We start from the raw sequence: 18252 nt of genomic DNA on the forward strand, positions 1-18252 counted from the left end.
GACAACGCTCGATTCAGTCGGTGTCGTTAAATGACTCGATCCGCTTATCGGCCACGTGGGAAAAATGTTTAGGAGGCGCTCAGTCGTCGCGCTCCAGCCACTCGTGCAGCCGAGAGCGCAGGCGGATCGCGGCCTGGCTGTGGATCTGGCAGACCCGCGATTCGCTCACACCCAGCACCTGGCCGATCTCGCGCAGGTTGAGTTCCTCGTCGTAGTACAGGGCGATCACCAGCCGTTCGCGTTCCGGCAGACTGGCGATGGCCTCGGCCAGCGCCTCCTGGAAGCGTGACTTCTCCAACCCCTTGAGCGGTCCGTCGAACAAGGCATTGCGCTGCTGGCGAGCACTCTCCTCGACACCACCGGGCACCACCTCGCTGAACTCGCACAGCTTGTCATAGCTGAAGATGCGCGCGCCCGAGGCATCGGCGAGGATCTGGTGATATTCCTCGAGACTCATGTCGAGCGCCTCGGCCACCTCCACGTCGCGCGCATCCCGTCCCTCGGCATGTTCGATCTCGCGCATCACCCGCGCCACCTCGCGCGCCTTGCGGTGCACCGAACGCGGCGTCCAGTCGGAACGACGGATCTCGTCGAGCATGGCACCACGGATGCGGATGCCCGCGTAGGTCTCGAAGCTGGCGCCTTGGCTGGCGTCGTAATTGGCCCCGGCCTCGAGCAGGCCGATCATCCCGACCTGGATCAAGTCCTCCACCTGCACCGAAGGCGGCAGGCGGTTCATCAGGTGATAGGCAATTCGCTTGACCAGGGACGCATGCCGGGTCACCAGGTCATCCTGGGCGTTGGTCTTGCCCGTTTCGCTATAGGTCGCCAGGCTGGTCATGGCGCCACCTCCCCGTATTCACTGGAAAACTGAATGAGTCGTTCGACAAAAAACTGCACCTGTCCGCTGGCCCCCTTGGGCTGGGGCCAGGACTCGACCTTGCGGGCCAGGTTGCGGAAACCCTGGGCCACCCGCGAACGCGGGAAGGCCTGCACCACCGGGCGCTGCACACGCACTGCCTTGCGCAGGCTCTCATCCATCGGCAGCGCGCCCATGAAACTGAGCATCACATCCAGGTAGCGGTCAGTGACACGGCACATCTTGTTGTAGAGATCGCGCCCCTCCTGCGCGCTGCGCACCATGTTGGCGAGGATGCGGAAGCGGTAGTGGCCGTAGTCTCGGTTGAGCAGCTTGATGATGGCGTAGGCATCGGTGATCGAGGCCGGCTCGTCGCACACCACCACAATGATCTCGTGCGAGGCGCGCGAGAAGCTCAGCACCGTGTCGGAGATGCCGGCGGCGGTGTCCACGATCAGGGTGTCGATGTCAGCCGCCATGTCGGAGAAGGCACGGATCAATCCCGTGTGCTCGCGCGGCCCCATCTCCGACAGCGCCTGGATGCCGGAGGCACCGGGGACCACCTTGAGACCGGACGCCCCCTCGATCACCACTTCCTCCAGGCTGCGCTCGCCGCGCAGCACGTGCGAGATGTCGAACTCCGGGTGGAGACCCAACACCACATCGATGTTGGCCAGGCCCAGATCGGCATCCAGCAGCATCACCCGGTGCCCCATCTCGCACAGCGCCACACCGAGGTTGACCGAGACGTTGGTCTTGCCCACTCCCCCCTTGCCACCGGTCACTGCAATCGCGCGTACCGGGCCGGGAGCCACCATGCGGCGCAGGCCGCTGGCCTGGTCCATGTCACCTTCAGACGCGAGCATTGGCACGGCCCCCCTTGTAGGACAGGGCAAGATAGGTTGGATCGCATTCGCCGGGATGCCGTTCGAGCAGCTCGGCGGCACGCTCGACCAGGGGCATGGCGCGCGCCGCCTGCAAATCTTCGGGCACGCGCTGGCCGTCGGCCAGCCAGGCCAGCGGCAGGCCGGCGTGGATCACCGCCGAGATCGCTGCACCCAGGCTGCCGGCCTCATCCAGTTTGGTGAGCATGCAGGCGTCCGGACGACAGGCCGAGAACAGCGCCACCGCGCGTTCCAGCGCCGCGCCCTCGGTGGTCGCCGACAGAGTGAGCAGGGTGGTGAGCCGGGAGCCGGCAGCCTGCAGGGTCTCGATCTGCAACTCGAAACGCTCACTGTCACTGCCCATGCCGGCGGTGTCGATGAGGATCAACCGCCGGTCAGACAGCGAGTCGATGGCATCGCGCATGCTGTCGGGATCGTCAGCAGTGCGCACGGGCACGTTGAGGATACGGCCGTAGGTATGCAGCTGGTCGCGCGCGCCGATGCGGAAGTTGTCGGTACTGATCAGGCCGATGTTGCGATGGCCGTGGCGCAGCGCAAAACGTGCCGCGATCTTGGCGATGCTGGTGGTCTTGCCCACGCCGGTCGGCCCCACCAGGGCGAGCACGCCACCGCGCTCGAGGATGCCCTGGTCGCAGGTGGGGATCTCGCCGGCAAGCAGGAACAGGGCCTTGCGCCAGGCCTGTGTCGGCTCTTCGATATCAGCCACACGCTGCAACAGGTCCTGCGCCAGGTCGGCCGCCAGCCCCAGGCGCATCAGCTTCTCGAACAGGGCCTGTGCCTGCGGGGCACGCTGCCCGAGATCGTGCCAGCTCATGCTCGCCAGCTCGGCCTGCAACCAGCGCCGCAGGTTCTGCATCTCCTCGCGCATGGCCTGGAGTTCGTCGTGCTCTGCCGGACGAGGATCGCTGGCGGCAGGCGCTTGCCGGCGTCCCCGTGGGATCTGCCCGGTCGATGTCCCCCGCCGCGCGGCAGGGGGCGTTGCGGTCTCGACGTCCGCCTCGCTCACCAGGTCCACCGCAGCGGTGAGTTCTACGCCTTCGTCGGTGCTCTTGTTGGAGAGGATGACCGCATCCTCGCCGAGGGTCTCGCGTACCATGCGCAACGCCTGGCGCATGTCCGGTGCCACGAATCGCTTTATCTTCATGCCATCTGGCCCCTGTCTGCTGCGGGGCCCGCGGCCCCGTTAACCCTGTGCCGGATCCCGTCCGATGGTGTGGATCACCTGGATCTTCCGGTTATCCGGTATCTCGTTGTAGGAGAGGACGTGCATCCCGGGCACGCTCTGGCGGACGAAGCGGGCCATCCAGGGACGGATCGCCGCGGCCACCAGGAGGATCGCTGCCTGCCCGTTCATCTCCTGCTGTCGCGCCGCGTCGGCCAGCGCCACCTGGATCTGTTCGAGCAGACCGGGTTCGATCCCGGCACTGTCTTCTCCTGCGCTCGTCAATGCCTGTTGCAAGAGGCGTTCCAATCCCGGCTCGAGCACGATGACAGGAATTTCTTCCACGTTTCCAGCGACTTGCTGGACGATGGCCCGGCTCAGGGCGACCCGCACGGCGGCGGTCAGGGCGTCGGCATCCTGACTCCGGGGGGCCTCCTCCGCCAGGGTTTCGGCGATGGTGCGGATGTCGCGGATGCTCACGTGCTCGGCGAGCAGGTTCTGCAACACGCGCAGCACCGTGGTCAGGGGCAGCAGCTTGGGCACCAGGTCCTCGACCAGCTTGGGCGCGACCTGCGCCAGGTTGTCGAGCAGTTGCTGTACTTCCTCGTGGCCGAGCAGCTCATGGGCATGACGCTGCAACAGCTCGCTCAGGTGAGTGGCGACCACGGTGCTGGCATCGACCACGGTGTAGCCGAGGGTCTGCGCGTGATCGCGTTGCGCGGGATCGATCCATACCGCCTCCAGGCCGAAGGCCGGATCGGTCGTGGGTGTGCCCTGCAGTTCGCCAAACACCTTGCCGGGATTGATCGCCAGTTCGCGATCGGGGAAGACCTCGGCCTCACCCACCGGCAGCCCATGCAGGCTGATACGGTAGGCATTGGGTCCGAGATCGAGGTTGTCGCGGATGTGCACCGGCTGAATCAGGAAACCCAGTTCCTGCGACAGTTTCTTGCGCACACCCTTGATGCGGTTCATGAGCTGACCACCCTGGCTGCGATCGACCAGCGGGATCAGGCGGTAACCAACCTCGAGGCCGATGATGTCCACCGGCTGCACGTCGTCCCAACTCAGCTCGCGGGTCTCGGACGACTCGGACTCCACCGGCACCGGCAGCTCGTTCTCGTCCACCGTCTCGGGTTGCGCCTGGCGTCGCGCCACCATCCAGGCGGTCCCGCCCAGGGTCCCGCCGAGCAGCAGGAACACCAGGTTGGGCATGCCGGGGATCAGACCCAGCATGCCGATGATGCCGGCGGCGATGCCCAGCGCGCGCGGATTGTCCACCAGTTGCTTGCCGACCTGGCTGCCCATGTCCTCGGAACTCGAGACCCGGGTGACGATGATCGCCGCAGCGGTGGACAGCAGCAGCGAGGGGATCTGCGCGACCAGGCCGTCGCCGATGGTCAGCAATACGTAGTTGTGCAGCGCCGTGCCCATGTCCAGGCCGTGCTGTCCCATGCCGATGGCCAGCCCACCGACGATGTTGATCAGCAGGATCAGGATGCCGGCGATCGCATCACCACGCACAAACTTGGAGGCACCGTCCATGGCACCGTAGAAATCGGCCTCGCGGGTCACGTCCTCACGCCGGCGACGCGCCTCGTCCTGGTCGATCAGCCCGGCATTGAGATCCGCGTCGATGGCCATCTGCTTGCCCGGCATGGCGTCCAGGGTGAAACGTGCGGAGACCTCGGAGACCCGGCCCGCACCCTTGGTCACCACCACGAAGTTGATGATCACCAGGATCATGAACACCACCAGACCGACCGCGTAGTTGCCCCCGATGACAAAGGCACCGAAGGCCTCGATCACCTTGCCGGCGGCATCCCCGCCGTTGTGGCCCTCGAGCAGCACGACCCGGGTGGAGGCCACGTTGAGCGCCAGACGCAGTAGGGTGGCGACCAGCAGGATGGAGGGAAAGAGCCCGAAATCCAGTGGGCGCAGGGCATAGACCACCACCAGCAGCACTACCAGCGACAGCGCGATGTTGAAGGTGAAGAACAGGTCGAGCAGAAAGGGCGGCAGCGGCAGGACGATCATCGCCAGCAGCATCAGGATGACCAGGGGCGCCCCCAGGCCGCGCGCGCCGACCTGTTTCATGTTGGCGAGTATCGCTTCCATCGCTTCAATCCTGTGGTTCAGTCATGCCGGAAGTCCTCCGGCACCGGGAAGTCTTCCGGCGGCTGCGGCGGCTCGCCGCCCTCCTCGCGCCAGGCGCGAAGCTGGAACACGTAGGCCAGCAGTTGCGCCACAGCCAGGAACAGCTGCGCCGGGATGGTCTCGTTCAGTTCGGTATGGAAATAGATGGCGCGCGCCAGTACCGGCGCCTCGATTATCGGGATGGCATGGGCGTCGCCGATCTCGCGGATCTGCGCTGCGACCAGGTCCTTGCCCTTGGCGATCAGCAGGGGCGCGCGCATGCGCTCCGGGTCGTAGCGCAATGCCACCGCGTAGTGGGTCGGGTTGGTGACAATGACATCGGCCTTGGGCACCTCCTGCATCATGCGCCGCTGCGCCATCTCGCGCTGCAACTGGCGGATGCGCCCGCGCACCTCGGGCCGCCCCTCGGTCTCCTTCATCTCGTCGCGCACTTCCTGCAAGGTCATCTTCAGTTCCTTCTTGTGCTGCCAGAGCTGGAAGGGCACGTCGATGATCGCCATCAGGATCATGGTCGAAGCGATCAGCAGCGCGGCCCAGCCGACCAGTGACAGTCCCTCGACCAACGCCTGCCCGGGGTCGTGGCTGCCCAGGCCCAGGATATCGTCGCGCCAGGCCCAGAGCACCCAGGCGGTGACCAGGGACACCAGCAGGAACTTGGCCAGCGACTTGAGCAGCTCCATCAGCCCCTTGGGGCCGAAGATGCGCTTGAGCCCCTTGATGGGATCGAGCTTGGAGAACTTGGGCTGCATCGCCTCGATACTCAGGTTGAAGCCCCCGAGCGCCACCGAGGCGGCGATGGCCACCACCATCATCACCGCGAAAAAGGGAGCCAGCATGAGCAGGGCATCCTGGATGGCGGTGACCAGGTGCGCCAGCAGGGCGTGGGGATCGAACACGTCCGCACGGCGCAACGCCAGGTGCTGGCGAAACTGGGCCTGGAAGCCACTGCCGAAGTGCCCGCCCATGAGCATCATGGTGGCCACGCCCACCAGGGTGAGCGCCGCGGTGTTGAGCTCGCGCGAACGCGGCACCTGCCCCTTCTTGCGCGCATCGTTCAGGCGCTTGGATGTGGGGTCGTGCGACTTCTCCTGGCCGTCCTGGTTCTCCGCCATGTCTCACCTCGCCTGCAACAGCGTCACGCCGAGGCCCAATGCCTCGTTCACCAGCTGATCGAACCCCCGCATGACCTGCGGCAGCGTGAGCCATATCACCAGGAAGCCAGCCAGCAGGATGATGGGGAAGCCGATGGAAAAGATGTTGAGTTGCGGCGCCGCGCGCGACACCACGCCCATGCCGATATTGATCAGCAGCAGGGCAACGATCACCGGCAGGGCCATCAGCAGGCCGGCGGCGAACAGCCGCGAGGACCAGCTCACCACGCCCCAGAGCCCGGCACGGCTCAGGCCGTCGAACGCCACCGGCAACAGGTAGAAGCTCTGCGCCACGCTGCCGAGCAGCAACAGATGCCCGTTGCCCAGCAGAAAGGCCAGCATGGCCAGAATCAGCCAGTATTGCGAAACCACCGGCACCTGTACGCCGTTGGCCGGGTCCATCATGTGCGCAAAGCCCAGGCCCATGCTGTAGGCCATCGCCTGTCCGCCGAACACCAGGGCGTTGAAGGCAAGTTGCAGCACGAAGCCCATCATGGCCCCGATGCCGACCTGTTGCAGTGCGATCATCACCCCCTCGGCGCCGAACACATCGACCACCGGCGAGGATGGAATCAACGGCTGCAGCAACAGGGTGATCAACACCGCCAGCAACACCCGCCAGCGCGCCGGCACCTGGCGCACGCTGAACACCGGCGCAACCATCAAGGCGGCACCGATACGCACGAAAGGCCAGAAGAAATCAGCCAGCCATTGTTGCAGTTGGGCGTCGGTGAATTGCAAGCTTCCCATCCGCCGGCCAGCCGCGCAGGCTAACCGATCATGTACGGTATGTTCTCGATCAGGCGCTGGGTGAAGCCGGTGATCTGGCGCAACAACCAGGGCCCGGTGGCCATCAGCACCAGCGCCACCGCAATCAGCTTGGGCACGAAGCTCAGCGTCATCTCGTTGATCTGGGTCGCCGCCTGGAACATGGCGATCAGCAGACCCACCGCCAGCGAGATCAGCAGGATGGGCGCGGCCAGCAGCATGGTGACCTCCATGGCCTCTCGCCCGATGGTGATGACCGAATCCGCGTCCATGTTCACCTCACACGTAGAAACTCGTTGCCAGAGTGCCCATCACCATGGCCCAACCATCGACCAGCACGAACAGCATGATCTTGAACGGCAGCGAGATGATCAGGGGCGAGAACATCATCATGCCCATCGACATCAGCACACTGGCCACTACCAGGTCGATGACCAGGAAGGGGATGAACAATAGAAAACCGATCTGGAATGCGGTCTTCAGTTCACTGGTGGCAAAGGCCGGCATCAGCAGACTGAAGGGCACATCCTCGTGACGCTCGAAACCGGCCTCGCCGGCGATGCGCGCGAACAGCGCCAGGTCGTCGTCGCGAGTCTGCGCCAGCATGAATTCGCGCACCGGCTCGCGCGCCCGCTCCAGTGCCTGTTGCGCGCTGATCTGCTCTGCCAGGTAGGGACCCAGCGCCTGGTCGTACACCTTGTTGAACACCGGCGACATGATGAAGAAGGTGAGAAACAGGGCAATACCGACCAGCACCTGGTTCGATGGCGTCTGCGCGGTACCCAGCGCCTGGCGCAGGATGGACAGCACGATCACGATGCGGGTGAACGAGGTCATCAGCATCAGTGCCGCCGGCAACAGCGACAGCGCCGTCATCAGCAACAGCACCTGGATGCTCAAGGTCCAGGTCTGGCCACCCTGCCCGTCCGGGCTGACGGTCAGGGCGTCGATGCCTGGTGCGGCCTGCGCCACGACAGGCAGCAGGCAGATCAGGCGCTTCATGCCGTCTCCTCCCCGGCTTCGCGCAGGTGCGTGGCAAAGTCCTGATCGGTCTTGCGCAGCACGTGCAGCAAGCGCACGTTGCCCTGGGCCACACCGAGCAGCAGGCGCTCGCCCTCGACTTCGACGATCACCGCGCGTTCACGCGGTCCCAGCGACGCTCCGCCGAGCACCTGCACCCGCGACTTGCCGCCGATACCCGGGGTGCTCAGGTAACGCTTGACCAGCCAGGCAAGTCCCAGCAATACCCCCAGCACCACCACCAGGCCGCCAGCAGTCTGCACAAGCTGTCCGCCCAGATCGGCATCGGGTGCCGGAGCTGGCGGCACCGCGGCCCAGGCTGCCGGGGCGATCAGGCTGGAGAGGAACGGCAGCTGTCGCATGTTCAGCACCGCAGCGTCTTGACCCGGTCGGCCGGACTGACGATGTCGGTGAGGCGGATACCGAACTTCTCGTTCACAACCACCACCTCACCCTGCGCAATCAGGGTGCCGTTGACCAGCACATCCATGGGCTCGCCGGCCAGGCGGTCGAGCTCCACCACCGAGCCCTGGTTGAGCTGCAGCAGGTTGCGGATGTTGATACGCGTGCGGCCGATCTCCATGGAGATGGTCACCGGCACATCGAGGATGGCGTCCAGCTTGATGTCGCCGCCAGAGCCCTCGGGTTCGAGCTGCTCGAAGCTCGCGGCCTGGGCATCCTCGACTTCGACCTCGCCCCGCTCTTCGAGCGCAGCGGCCCATTCGTCGGCCAGCGCCTGATCATCCACGGTGGATTCGGTGTTTTCGGTCTCTTCGCTCATGATACGGCTTCCTGTGTCAATGCCCGCGGTTCCGACTGTGTCTCGGCCTGCTCGTCTTCGGGCTTGCCGAGCAGGATCAGATCATGCAGACCGACCGGGGACGTTCGATCCACTCCTGTACCTTGATGGCATAGTGGTCCTTGTGTACCCCGAGGACTCCGCGAAACAGCGGCAGTCCTTCGGCGCGGACCTCGACGGTCTCGGGGATATCGATGGGAATGATGTCGCCTACCTGGAGCTCGGAGAGCTCGCGTACGCTCAGCTCCACCTCTGCCAGCTCCGAGTTGATCTCGATCGAGGCATCGAGGATCTCTTCGCGCATGGCCTTCTCCCAGCGCTCATCCTTTTCCCCGCGGTCGCTCTGCACGCCGGCATCCAGCAGCTCGCGGATCGGCTCGAGCATGGAGTACGGCAGGCAGATGTAGAAATCGCCGCCACCCGACTCCAGATCCACGTTGAAGGTGGTTACCACCACCACCTCACTGGGGCTGACGATGTTGGCGAACTGCGGATTGACCTCGGAGCCCTGGTATTCGAAACGCACATCGAGCACCGGCTCCCAGGCCTTCTTCAAATCCTCGAAGGCGATCTCGAGCAGCATCTGCACCACGCGCAGCTCGGTAGGGGTGAAATCCCGCCCCTCGATCTTGGTATGGAAACGGCCCGTGCCACCGAAAAAGCTGTCCACGGTGCTGAACACCAACTTGGGGTCGAGCACAAACAGCGACTTGCCGCGCAGCGGGGCGATCTTGACCATGTTCAGGCTGGTGGGCACGAACAGGCTGTGCACGAACTCGCCGAACTTGAGCATCTGCACTCCCGAGACCGCGATGTCCGAGCTGCGCCGCAGCATGTTGAACAGGCTGGTGCGGAAGTAACGGGCGAAGCGCTCGTTGATCATTTCCAGCGTCGGCAGACGACCGCGGACGATACGATCCTGGCTGGCGAAGTCGTAGGCGCGCGCACCGTCGGCATCGACCGGGACGTCGGTCTCGGTCTCCACCGCGCCATCGTCCACCCCATGGAGCAGCGCGTCGATTTCGTCTTGCGAAAGCAGCTCGTCGGCCATGGTGGTGCACCTATTGCAGTACGAACTCGGTGAAATACACGGCTTTGATCTTCCCTGGCTGATCCATCTCTTCCATCTTGTTCTGCAGCAGTTCCTGCACCGCCTGCTGCAACTTCTGCTTGCCCTCCAGGGTGAGCAGCTCGGCGGACGACTGCGATTCGAACAGGTTGTTCAGGTGGTGGCGCAACATGGGGTCGTTGGCAGCGATGAAATCCGTCACCGACTGTTGTCGCGTGAAGACGGTGACCGCGATCTGCAACATCTTCGCCGGCCCGCCTGGTGGCAGGTTGACGATGAACTTGGGCTCCATCTCCACGTAGAGCGGTTCACCCTCGGGCGCCGCCTCGGGCTTGGGCTGTTCTTCCTCGGCCTGCGCCGCCTTCCCGTCCTCGGGTGGCTCCTCGCCGCCCATCAGGAAAAACGCCGCGCCACCGCCACCGAGCAGCAGCACCACCAGGCCCACGATGAGGATCAGCTTCTTCTTGCCGCCTCCGCCGCCTTCTTCGCCTTCGATGTCCTTGTCATCTTTCGCCATGGTTTCCCCCGTGGTCACCAGTCATTGCCTGCCACAGGAACTGCAATCGCCATGCCAGGCCGCAACCTCGCTGACAAACAAGGAATATCAATGACTTGCGAAGAACAGGCGCAACGGGGACGAAAGTTTGGCGCCCGCAGCCCCCATGGCAGGGCGAAAAACCGGCACCTGTTCAGCGCGATCTCAGGTGCAGCAGGAGCTGGTCCAGCGGGATGGGCTGAGAGAAGTGATAACCCTGCAACAGGGTACAGCCTTCGCGGCACAGGTAGCGAGCCTGCGCCTCGCTCTCCACACCTTCCGCCACGGTGTCGAGCTGCAGCTCGCGGGCAATCGCCAGCATGGCCTTGATCAGGGCGCGGTCGGCAGGGTCGGTCTCCAGATCAGGCACGAAGGCGCGGTCGAGCTTGAGCGTGGAGACCGGCAGGCGCTTGAGGGTGCTCAGGCTGGAAAAACCGGTACCGAAATCGTCGATCGCCAGCTGCAGGCCTACCTGCCGGATCAGTTCCATTTCCATGCGATCGGGATCGGCCATGATGCTCTCGGTCACCTCCAGTTCGAGCAGAGCCGGATCGCTACGGTATTCGTGCAGCAGGGCGAGCAGGTCCGAGACATAGGCCGGATTGCGGAACTCACGCATCGAGACGTTCACCGCCAGCCTGAACTCGGGCGCTACCTCATGGATGAGCTGCATGTCGTGCACTACCCGGCGCAGCAGGAACTGGCCCAGCATCTCGATCTGGCCGGTATCCTCGGCAACGGCGATAAACTCCAGTGGCGACACCTCGCCAAGTTCCTCGCTGTGCCAGCGCATCAGGGCCTCGGCCCCCACCCAGCGGTGGTCTCCGCAGCGGACCTTTGGCTGGTACACCACGTCCAGCTCGCCACGCGCCTCGGCCTGGCGCAAGGCATTGGCCAGACGCAGGCGCCGCTCGTTCTCCTGGTTGAAGCGCTCGTCGAAGAAGCACAGCGTATTGCGCCCCGATTCCTTGGCCCGGTAGAGCGCGGCATCCGCGTGGCTCATCAACACGTCCGGGGCATCACCATCATCCGGGCTGCCCACGCTGATACTGGTGTAGAAATCGTGTCCACCGAGCTCGAACGGCTGCTCACAGACCTTCAGCAGCCGCTGGCCCAGCAGCTCCGCGTAACGCGACGAGCGAATATCGGGCAACAGGATGACGAACTCGTCGCCCCCCATGCGGCCGATGATGTCGACCTCGCGCAACACGGTTTTCAAGCGCCGCGCCAACGCCTGCAACAGGCGGTCGCCCTCGGGATGCCCGTAGCTGTCGTTGATCTGCTTGAAGTTGTCCACATCGAGATAGGCGATCGCCAGCTGACAGCCGCTGCGCATGGCTCGCGCCACCTCGTGGTGCAATTGCTCCTCGATCAGCAGGCGATTGGGCATGCCGGTCAGGGCATCGTGCGTGGCCTGGTGGATCAGCGTCTCCTCGTAGCGTTGCTGACGACGTACCGCCATGCGATAGAACTGGAAACTGAGGAGTGTGGCCGCCAGGAACAACACCGCCGGCAGGGTCATCTGCGATGCGTAGTCCCGCAGTATCTCCGCATAGCCATAGGAGGCCACGACCGACAGTCCTGACTCGGGCAGGCGGCTCACCACCACCAGTGCGCGCCGGCCGGCAGGATCCAGGCCCTCGTCCTGCCGCCAATCGAAGGCCTTGGCGTACATCTCGTCCATCCGCTCTTCCGCCAGCGGCACCAGCAATTGCAGGTATCCGTCGTCACGCAACAAGGCGATCTGGATCCCTGAACGAGGCCGAATGACATTCCACAGGGCCCCAGGCGCAGTAACATCGATGCCGGCTGCCATTACCGCCAGCACCTTGCCATTGGCATCGCGCAGAGCCAGGCGCACCGGGATGAGCCAACGCTCCAACAGGGGAAAATAGTAGGTACGCCCGACCACCATGTGTGTGGATTTCAGCGCCGAGAGGAAGCCCTCCCGCGATGGCGCCTGCAGCAAGAGGTTGGGCAGCTTGCGACCCGCCGGGATGCCCGAGACCAGCACCAGTTGGCCATCGGGACGGGCCAGGCCGAACCCGGCAATCGCGGGGTTGGCGCGCAACATGTCCTCGACCCAGCGACGACCGCGAGCGGGTTCGCTCAGGGCACCGGCGTGCAGCAGGTGCCTGCCGAGCAGCTTGAGCATGGATTCCTGGTGAGAGAATTCGGCGCGGGCCATCTGCGCAAACTGCTGCGCAGCCTCACTGGTCTCGTTACTTGCCCGCTGACGCAGGCTGTGCCAACTTCCGATAGCGAACAGGACAAAAATCACCGCCAGGACCAGGATGGTCCAGATGTAGAACTTTTCCGTTCCCCCCTGGCGTTTGGCGATCCGGGTGGGTGATGCCTCGCTGGGCAGACTCGAGTCCATAGCGCCCTTCTGGCAATAGCCGGGTAGCCCGCGAGTATAACCAATGGCCCCCCACAGGAAACTGGCCGGCCGCGATTTAGTCACAAGATTCCTATCCGAGGTAGCCACTCATGCCCACAAAAAGCAAGACCATCGCCCTGGCTCTGGGCAGCGGCGGCGCCCGCGGGCTGGCGCATATCGGCGTCATTCGTGTACTGGAGCGTCATGGCTGGCGCATCGACGCCATTGCCGGCAGCTCGATGGGCGCGCTGATCGGGGGTTTCCATGCCGCGGGCCGGCTCGAGGCCTATGCCGACTGGGTGCAGGAGCTCACCGAGCTGAACGTGATGCGCTACCTGGACCTGTCCTGGGGCGGAGCCGGGCTGCTCAAGGGCCAGGCGGTGATGGAAACGCTGCGCGAGTTCATCGGCGAGCACCACATCGAGGAACTGCCCATCCCGCTGACCGTCGTCGCTACCGACCCGCGCGCACGGCGCGAGGTGTGGATCAACCAGGGCGACCTGTTCGATGCCATACGCGCTTCCATCGCCGTGCCCACGGTCTTCACCCCACACGTCGTACAGGGACGCCCCTTGCTCGACGGCGGTATTCTCAACCCGGTGCCCATCATCGCCCCGGTGATGCACAACCGCGGCGACCTGGTGGTGGCGGTGAGCCTGTCCGGACCGCCGCGGAAACGACCGCGCCCGACCCCGCCGAGCGAGCAACGGCGCAACCCGAGCTATCGCAAACGCATCGATCGTTTCATCGAGGAACTGCAGGAGCGCTTCGGACATGAAGACCGCTGGCACAAGCAGGAAGAGGCACTCTCCCTGGTCGATGCTGCCCTGTTGTCCATCGACGCCATGCAGGCGCAGATCGCCGCCTGCAAACTGGCCGCCTACCCGCCGGACCTGCTGATCGAGATCCCCATCGACACCTGCGCGGTGCACGAATTCTACCGCGCCACCGAAGTGATAGAGGCCGGCGAATACTGGGCCGAGAAGGCGTTGTCCGAATACCTGGCCGAGCGCGACGCCTGACGAAAACCCGCGCCGTCGGGCTGCGCGGCCTTGCCCCGATCACAGCAGGGCAGCCTGGCGCTCGCCCTCGCCCACGTTCACCCGCGACAGCAGGATGGCGCCACCCAGGAACAGCACGGAAACGGCAAGAATGCCGGCTCGCGAACTGCCAGTGGCCGCCGCCACACCACCCACCAGCAAGGGCCCCAGCACCGCCGCAAACTTGCCCAGCATGTTGTACAGGCCGAAGAAGCGGCCGGACTGGTCGGTCGGTATCAGGCGCGCGAACAGGGCCCGGCTGAGCGACTGAATGCCGCCGAGCACCATGCCGATGACGGCCGCCAGGACATAGAACTCGGCCGCGGTCTGCATGCGCCAGGCCCAGAACACCACCAGCATGAAGACCACGATCGCCAGCCCGATGGCGCGGCGGGCGCCCCAGCGCTCGCCCAGCCGCCCGAAGGCGATGGCCGCGGGAAAGCCGACGAACTGGGTAAGCAGCAACGCTCCGAGCAGGTCGCCGGAATCCAGGCCAATGGCCAGACCATAGTCCACCGCCATGCGTGCAACGGTATCCACGCCATCGATGTAGAACCAGTAGGCGACCAGGAAGGTGAAGGCATGCGGCAGGGCACGCAGCTCGCGCCAGGTGCGGCGCAGTTCCGACAGCGCCACGCCGGACGTGGTCGCCGGCGCATCGTCGCGCACCCACAGCAATACCGGCAGACTGAACAGCGTCCACCACAGGGCCACCAGCAGGAAGGCCCAGCGCACCGCCTCGGCCTCGTCGGCCAGACCGAAGCTGGCGGGCGAGAGCACCATGGCCACGTTCAGGGCGAGCAGCAGGCCGCCACCCAGGTAACCCAGGGCATAGCCCAACGCGGAGACCCGTTCCAGGTCACGCCGGCCGGCCACCCCGGGCAGCAGCGCGTCATAGGCGATGTTGGCGCCCGAAAAACCCACCAGTCCCAGGCCGTAGAGCAACAAGGCCAACCACCACTGCCCCTGAGCGACCAGGAAAAGGCCGCCGCTCATCAGCACCCCCAGGCCGGCGAATACCGCGAGCAGGCGACGCTTGCGTCCGGCCGCATCTGTCCAGAGGCCGAGCAGGGGGGCGGCAAGCACCATCAGCAGCGCGGCGAGGGAACTCGCCGCGCCCAGCCAGAAGGTACTCTCGGTGACTCCCAGGTCCCGCGCCCAGTACTGCTTGAAGAACACCGGGAAGAAACCCACCATCACGCAGGTGGCAAACACCGAGTTGGCCCAGTCGTAGAAGGCCCAGCTCCAGACGGCGCGCCTGCCCTGTCCCTGGCGCATGGCTCAGCTCTTGATGCCGACGCCCTTCTTCAGCAGGTACAGCGCAACGAAGAACAGGACTGCAATGAAGCCCAGGATGATGTGCACCGCGACGCCGACCAGGATGTCGGAGACCCCCAGCAGGCCATAGCGGAAGGCATTGATCATGTACAACACCGGGTTGGCCAGCGACACCTGCTGCCAGAACTCGGGCAGCATGCGGATCGAGTAGAAGACCCCGCCGAGATAGGTCAACGGCGTGAGCACGAAAGTGGGGATGATGGCGATGTCGTCGAAGCTGTTGGCGAATACCGCGTTGATGAAGCCCGCCAGCGAGAACAGCACCGAGGTGAGCACGAACACCGCCAAAGTGATGCCGATGCTGTGCACCCGGAAGTCGGAGAAGATCATCGACACCAGGGTCACCAGCAGGCCGACCATCACGCCGCGCGCCACACCGCCGGTCACGTAGCCCCAGAGCACCACCCAGGGCGGGATGGGAGCGATCAGCAGCTCCTCGACATTGCGCTGGAACTTGGCCTGGTAGAAGCTGGAGACCACGTTGGCGTAGCTGTTGGAGATCACCGCCATGAGGATCAGGCCGGGCACGATGAAGTCCACGTAGCGCAGGCCGTCCATCTCGCCGAGCTGCGAACCGATCAGGGTGCCGAAGATGACGAAGTACAGCGCGGTGGTGATCGCCGGCGGCAGCACCGTCTGCACCCAGATGCGCGAGAAGCGCAGCACCTCTTTGATGACGATGGTCGAAAAGGCGGTCCAGTACCTCATGCCGAACGCTCCCGGTGATGATGCACCATATCGAGAAACAGCTGCTCCAACCGGTTCTGCTTGTTGCGCATGCTCAGTACCTGTATGCCAGCGGCCGACAGGCCCTCGAACAGGCCGTTGAGACCGCGCCCGGCCGTGATCTCGGCCTCGAGCATGCAGGCATCCAGGCGCTTGAGACGGTAGCCGGGGATCTCGGGCAGGGTCTCGACCGGTTCGACGACATCGAGGATCACGTCCTGCTGGTGCAGGCGGCGCAGCATCTCGCGCATCTCCGCGCGCTCGGCGACCTGCCCGTTGCTGATGATGGCGATGTTGCGGCAGAGGCTCTCGGCCTCTTCCAGGTAATGGGTGGTGAGGATGATGGTGGTGCCATCGGCATTGATGCCGCGCAGGAACTCCCACATCGACAGGCGGATCTCGATGTCCACCCCGGCGGTGGGCTCATCGAGGATCAGCAGGCGCGGCCGATGCACCAGGGCGCGCGCGATCATCAGCCGCCGTTTCATGCCGCCAGAGAGCGAGCGCGCCTGCTCCTCACGCTTGTCCCACAGCTCGAGCTGGCGCAGGCAGCCCTCGGCCCGCTGGCGCGCCTCGGCGCGCGGCAAGCCATAGTAGCCGGCCTGGTTGATCAGGATCTCACCCACCGGCTCGAAGGGATTGAAGTTGAACTCCTGTGGCACATAGCCGATGCAGGACTTCACCGCCTCGGGCGCCAGGTCCTGGTCGTGCCCGAACACTTCCACGCTGCCCCTACTCTTGCTCACCAGCGAACAGATGATGCCAATGGTGGTAGACTTGCCCGCGCCGTTGGGCCCGAGCAGGGCGAAGAAGTCACCCTCTTCCACCTCGAGGTCGATACCGTGCAGGGCCTGTACGCCCCCGGCATAGGTCTTTTGCAGATTGCGGATACGCAGCGCCTTCATGGAAACTCGACGATGATCGACTGGATGGAGCGTACAATACAGTTTCTCGGCCCAATTATCACCTGTCCGTCGCCATGGAAGCCCTTGCACCCGATACCCTTGCCCTGCTTGCCGCCGTGGGCGTGCTCGCCGGCCTGGTGGATGCCATCGCCGGAGGCGGCGGCCTGCTCGCCCTGCCCGCCCTGCTGTGGGCCGGGCTGCCTCCCCTGCAGGCGCTGGCCACCAACAAGCTTCAGGGCAGCTTCGGCACCGCCACTGCATCTTTCAACTACATCCGCCGTGGCGAGATCGAGCCGCGCGGCCTGCTCGGTGCAGTGGCCTGGACCTTTCTCGGCGCCACGACCGGCACCCTGGCGGTACAGTACCTGGTGGCCGATTGGCTGGACCGCCTCGTGCCCGTGCTGCTGATCGGCTTTGCCCTGTATTTCCTGTTCTCGTCACGCATCGGGGAGGAAGACGCCCGCCGGCCGCTTTCGGCCTGCTGGTAGGCCTTGGCGTGGGCTTCTACGACGGCTTTTTCGGCCCCGGCACCGGCACCTTCTTCGCCGCCGGTTTCGTGCTGCTGGCTGGCTGGAACCTGAAGCGCGCCACCGCCGGGACCAAGGTACTCAATCTCACCAGCAACCTCGCCTCGCTGCTGTTCTTCGCGCTCGGCGGCCAGGTCGTCTGGAGCATCGGCCTGGGCATGGGGCTGGGCCAGGTGGCCGGCGCCTGGCTGGGATCACACCTGGTGATGCGCCACGGCACGGTCATCGTGCGCCCGCTGCTGGTGATCGTCTCGGTGGCGATCTCACTCAAACTGCTACTCGTCGGCTGATCGGTCCGCACGGCGCCGCAACACGCAATAACGAAAGGACTGCACGGCGCCGCCCGGTGTGCGGTGCAACTCGCGTTCGCTGTGCAACAGCCCGAAGGGATCAGCGAAGACGGCGGCCAGGGTGTCGGCATCGTAGCGACAAACGGGCAGGCCGCTGCAACGCTCGGCGCCATCCTCGGCAAAGGTGGCAATGATCAGGTGCCCGCCGGATCGCAGTGCCCGTGCCACCGCCCGCACATAGGCCGAGCGCCCGGCCTCGCCGGCAAGAAAATGGAACACGGCACGATCGTGCCAGACATCGAAGCTGGCCGTCGGCAATGCCGCCCCTGTGACATCGCCCAGCACCCAGTGCACGTGGGCAGCCTGCTCACCCAACTGGCGCTGCGCCCGGGCCTGGGCGACCGGCGACAGGTCCAGCCACCAGAGGTCACGGTAACCGCGCCGCAACAGTTCACCAAGCAACGGCGAGGTCCCCGCGCCCGCATCGATCAGCCGCGCGGAACGGCCTGGCCCGAAGCGTTCGATCAACGCCAGGGAGCGCTCCGGATTCCGCTGAAACCAGCTCAACTCCTCGTCCGCCTTGCCTCCATAGACCCGGTCCCAGTGCCTGCTGTCCGACAT

Annotated in this window: 18 protein-coding genes and 1 pseudogene; 2 read left to right on the forward strand and 17 right to left on the reverse strand. The window is 65.0% G+C overall.

What is annotated here, in order from left to right:
* Positions 1 to 79: 79 nt before the first annotated feature.
* The 13 genes from EBS_RS08950 to EBS_RS13045 all read right to left on the reverse strand — a co-directional run bounded on the left by EBS_RS08950 (position 80) and on the right by EBS_RS13045 (position 12805).
* Complete coding sequence (locus EBS_RS08950) at positions 80 to 841, reverse strand: RNA polymerase sigma factor FliA (protein WP_043108330.1); 762 nt, start codon at positions 839 to 841, stop codon at positions 80 to 82.
* On the reverse strand, positions 838 to 1725 hold the full coding sequence (locus tag EBS_RS08955) for a MinD/ParA family protein (RefSeq protein ID WP_043108331.1): 888 nt from the start codon (positions 1723 to 1725) through the stop codon (positions 838 to 840). Before EBS_RS08955 ends, EBS_RS08950 begins: the two co-directional genes overlap by 4 nt.
* A complete protein-coding gene (gene flhF / locus EBS_RS08960; RefSeq protein ID WP_043108337.1) occupies positions 1712 to 2908 on the reverse strand; it encodes a flagellar biosynthesis protein FlhF in 1197 nt (398 codons plus the stop codon). The genes EBS_RS08955 and flhF overlap by 14 nt, the downstream gene beginning before the upstream one ends.
* 39 nt (positions 2909 to 2947) lie before the next feature.
* Positions 2948 to 5044 carry a flagellar biosynthesis protein FlhA gene (gene flhA / locus EBS_RS08965; RefSeq protein WP_043108339.1) on the reverse strand — a complete coding sequence of 699 codons (2097 nt, stop codon included), beginning with the start codon at positions 5042 to 5044 and terminating at the stop codon, positions 2948 to 2950.
* A gap of 17 nt (positions 5045 to 5061) precedes the next feature.
* Positions 5062 to 6195 (reverse strand): flagellar biosynthesis protein FlhB, encoded by a 1134-nt coding sequence (gene flhB, locus EBS_RS08970; protein ID WP_043108340.1) that lies wholly within the window; start codon positions 6193 to 6195, stop codon positions 5062 to 5064.
* 3 nt (positions 6196 to 6198) lie between these two features.
* Positions 6199 to 6984: a flagellar biosynthetic protein FliR gene (gene fliR, locus EBS_RS08975; RefSeq protein WP_408065669.1), complete on the reverse strand. Its 786-nt coding sequence runs from the start codon at positions 6982 to 6984 to the stop codon at positions 6199 to 6201.
* Between the two features lie 20 nt (positions 6985 to 7004).
* Positions 7005 to 7274: a flagellar biosynthesis protein FliQ gene (gene fliQ, locus EBS_RS08980; protein WP_043109591.1), complete on the reverse strand. Its 270-nt coding sequence runs from the start codon at positions 7272 to 7274 to the stop codon at positions 7005 to 7007.
* A 7-nt stretch (positions 7275 to 7281) separates the two neighbouring features.
* Complete coding sequence (fliP, locus tag EBS_RS08985) at positions 7282 to 8004, reverse strand: flagellar type III secretion system pore protein FliP (RefSeq protein ID WP_043108341.1); 723 nt, start codon at positions 8002 to 8004, stop codon at positions 7282 to 7284.
* Entirely contained in the window at positions 8001 to 8384 is a 384-nt protein-coding gene (fliO, locus tag EBS_RS08990; protein WP_148307717.1) for a flagellar biosynthetic protein FliO, read from the reverse strand. The genes fliP and fliO overlap by 4 nt, the downstream gene beginning before the upstream one ends.
* 2 nt (positions 8385 to 8386) lie before the next feature.
* Positions 8387 to 8803 carry a flagellar motor switch protein FliN gene (fliN, locus tag EBS_RS08995; protein ID WP_043108342.1) on the reverse strand — a complete coding sequence of 139 codons (417 nt, stop codon included), beginning with the start codon at positions 8801 to 8803 and terminating at the stop codon, positions 8387 to 8389.
* 76 nt (positions 8804 to 8879) lie between these two features.
* The gene (gene fliM / locus EBS_RS09000) at positions 8880 to 9872 is read right to left on the reverse strand and encodes a flagellar motor switch protein FliM (RefSeq protein WP_043108343.1); all 993 of its coding nucleotides are present in this window, start codon (positions 9870 to 9872) and stop codon (positions 8880 to 8882) included.
* Between the two features lie 10 nt (positions 9873 to 9882).
* Positions 9883 to 10407 carry a flagellar basal body-associated FliL family protein gene (locus EBS_RS09005; RefSeq protein WP_043108344.1) on the reverse strand — a complete coding sequence of 175 codons (525 nt, stop codon included), beginning with the start codon at positions 10405 to 10407 and terminating at the stop codon, positions 9883 to 9885.
* Positions 10408 to 10579: 172 nt separating this feature from the next.
* On the reverse strand, positions 10580 to 12805 hold the full coding sequence (locus tag EBS_RS13045; protein WP_052199456.1) for a putative bifunctional diguanylate cyclase/phosphodiesterase: 2226 nt from the start codon (positions 12803 to 12805) through the stop codon (positions 10580 to 10582).
* 110 nt (positions 12806 to 12915) lie between these two features.
* On the opposite strand from EBS_RS13045, the gene EBS_RS09015 reads away from it, so the two are divergent.
* Positions 12916 to 13827, forward strand: a complete 912-nt coding sequence (locus EBS_RS09015) for a patatin-like phospholipase family protein (protein ID WP_043108345.1) — start codon at positions 12916 to 12918, stop codon at positions 13825 to 13827.
* Between the two features lie 39 nt (positions 13828 to 13866).
* Here the strand turns inward: EBS_RS09015 and EBS_RS09020 are convergent, their stop codons facing one another.
* Genes EBS_RS09020 through EBS_RS09030 form a run of 3 tightly spaced genes read right to left on the reverse strand, consistent with a single transcriptional unit; the run spans position 13867 to position 16814 of the window.
* Positions 13867 to 15123 carry an MFS transporter gene (locus tag EBS_RS09020; RefSeq protein ID WP_043108346.1) on the reverse strand — a complete coding sequence of 419 codons (1257 nt, stop codon included), beginning with the start codon at positions 15121 to 15123 and terminating at the stop codon, positions 13867 to 13869.
* Positions 15124 to 15126: 3 nt separating this feature from the next.
* Positions 15127 to 15891, reverse strand: coding sequence for an ABC transporter permease (locus EBS_RS09025; RefSeq protein WP_043108348.1), 765 nt, complete (start codon positions 15889 to 15891; stop codon positions 15127 to 15129).
* Positions 15888 to 16814 (reverse strand): ABC transporter ATP-binding protein, encoded by a 927-nt coding sequence (locus EBS_RS09030; RefSeq protein ID WP_043108350.1) that lies wholly within the window; start codon positions 16812 to 16814, stop codon positions 15888 to 15890. Before EBS_RS09030 ends, EBS_RS09025 begins: the two co-directional genes overlap by 4 nt.
* Positions 16815 to 16888: 74 nt before the next feature.
* Between EBS_RS09030 and EBS_RS09035 the strand changes: the two are divergent.
* Positions 16889 to 17631: pseudogene (locus tag EBS_RS09035) on the forward strand (TSUP family transporter).
* Here the strand turns inward: EBS_RS09035 and EBS_RS09040 are convergent.
* Positions 17617 to 18252 (reverse strand): class I SAM-dependent methyltransferase, encoded by a 636-nt coding sequence (locus EBS_RS09040; protein ID WP_043108351.1) that lies wholly within the window; start codon positions 18250 to 18252, stop codon positions 17617 to 17619. The pseudogene EBS_RS09035 and the gene EBS_RS09040 overlap by 15 nt on opposite strands.

This window comes from endosymbiont of unidentified scaly snail isolate Monju, from assembly GCF_000801295.1.
Classification (GTDB): domain Bacteria; phylum Pseudomonadota; class Gammaproteobacteria; order Chromatiales; family Chromatiaceae; genus MONJU.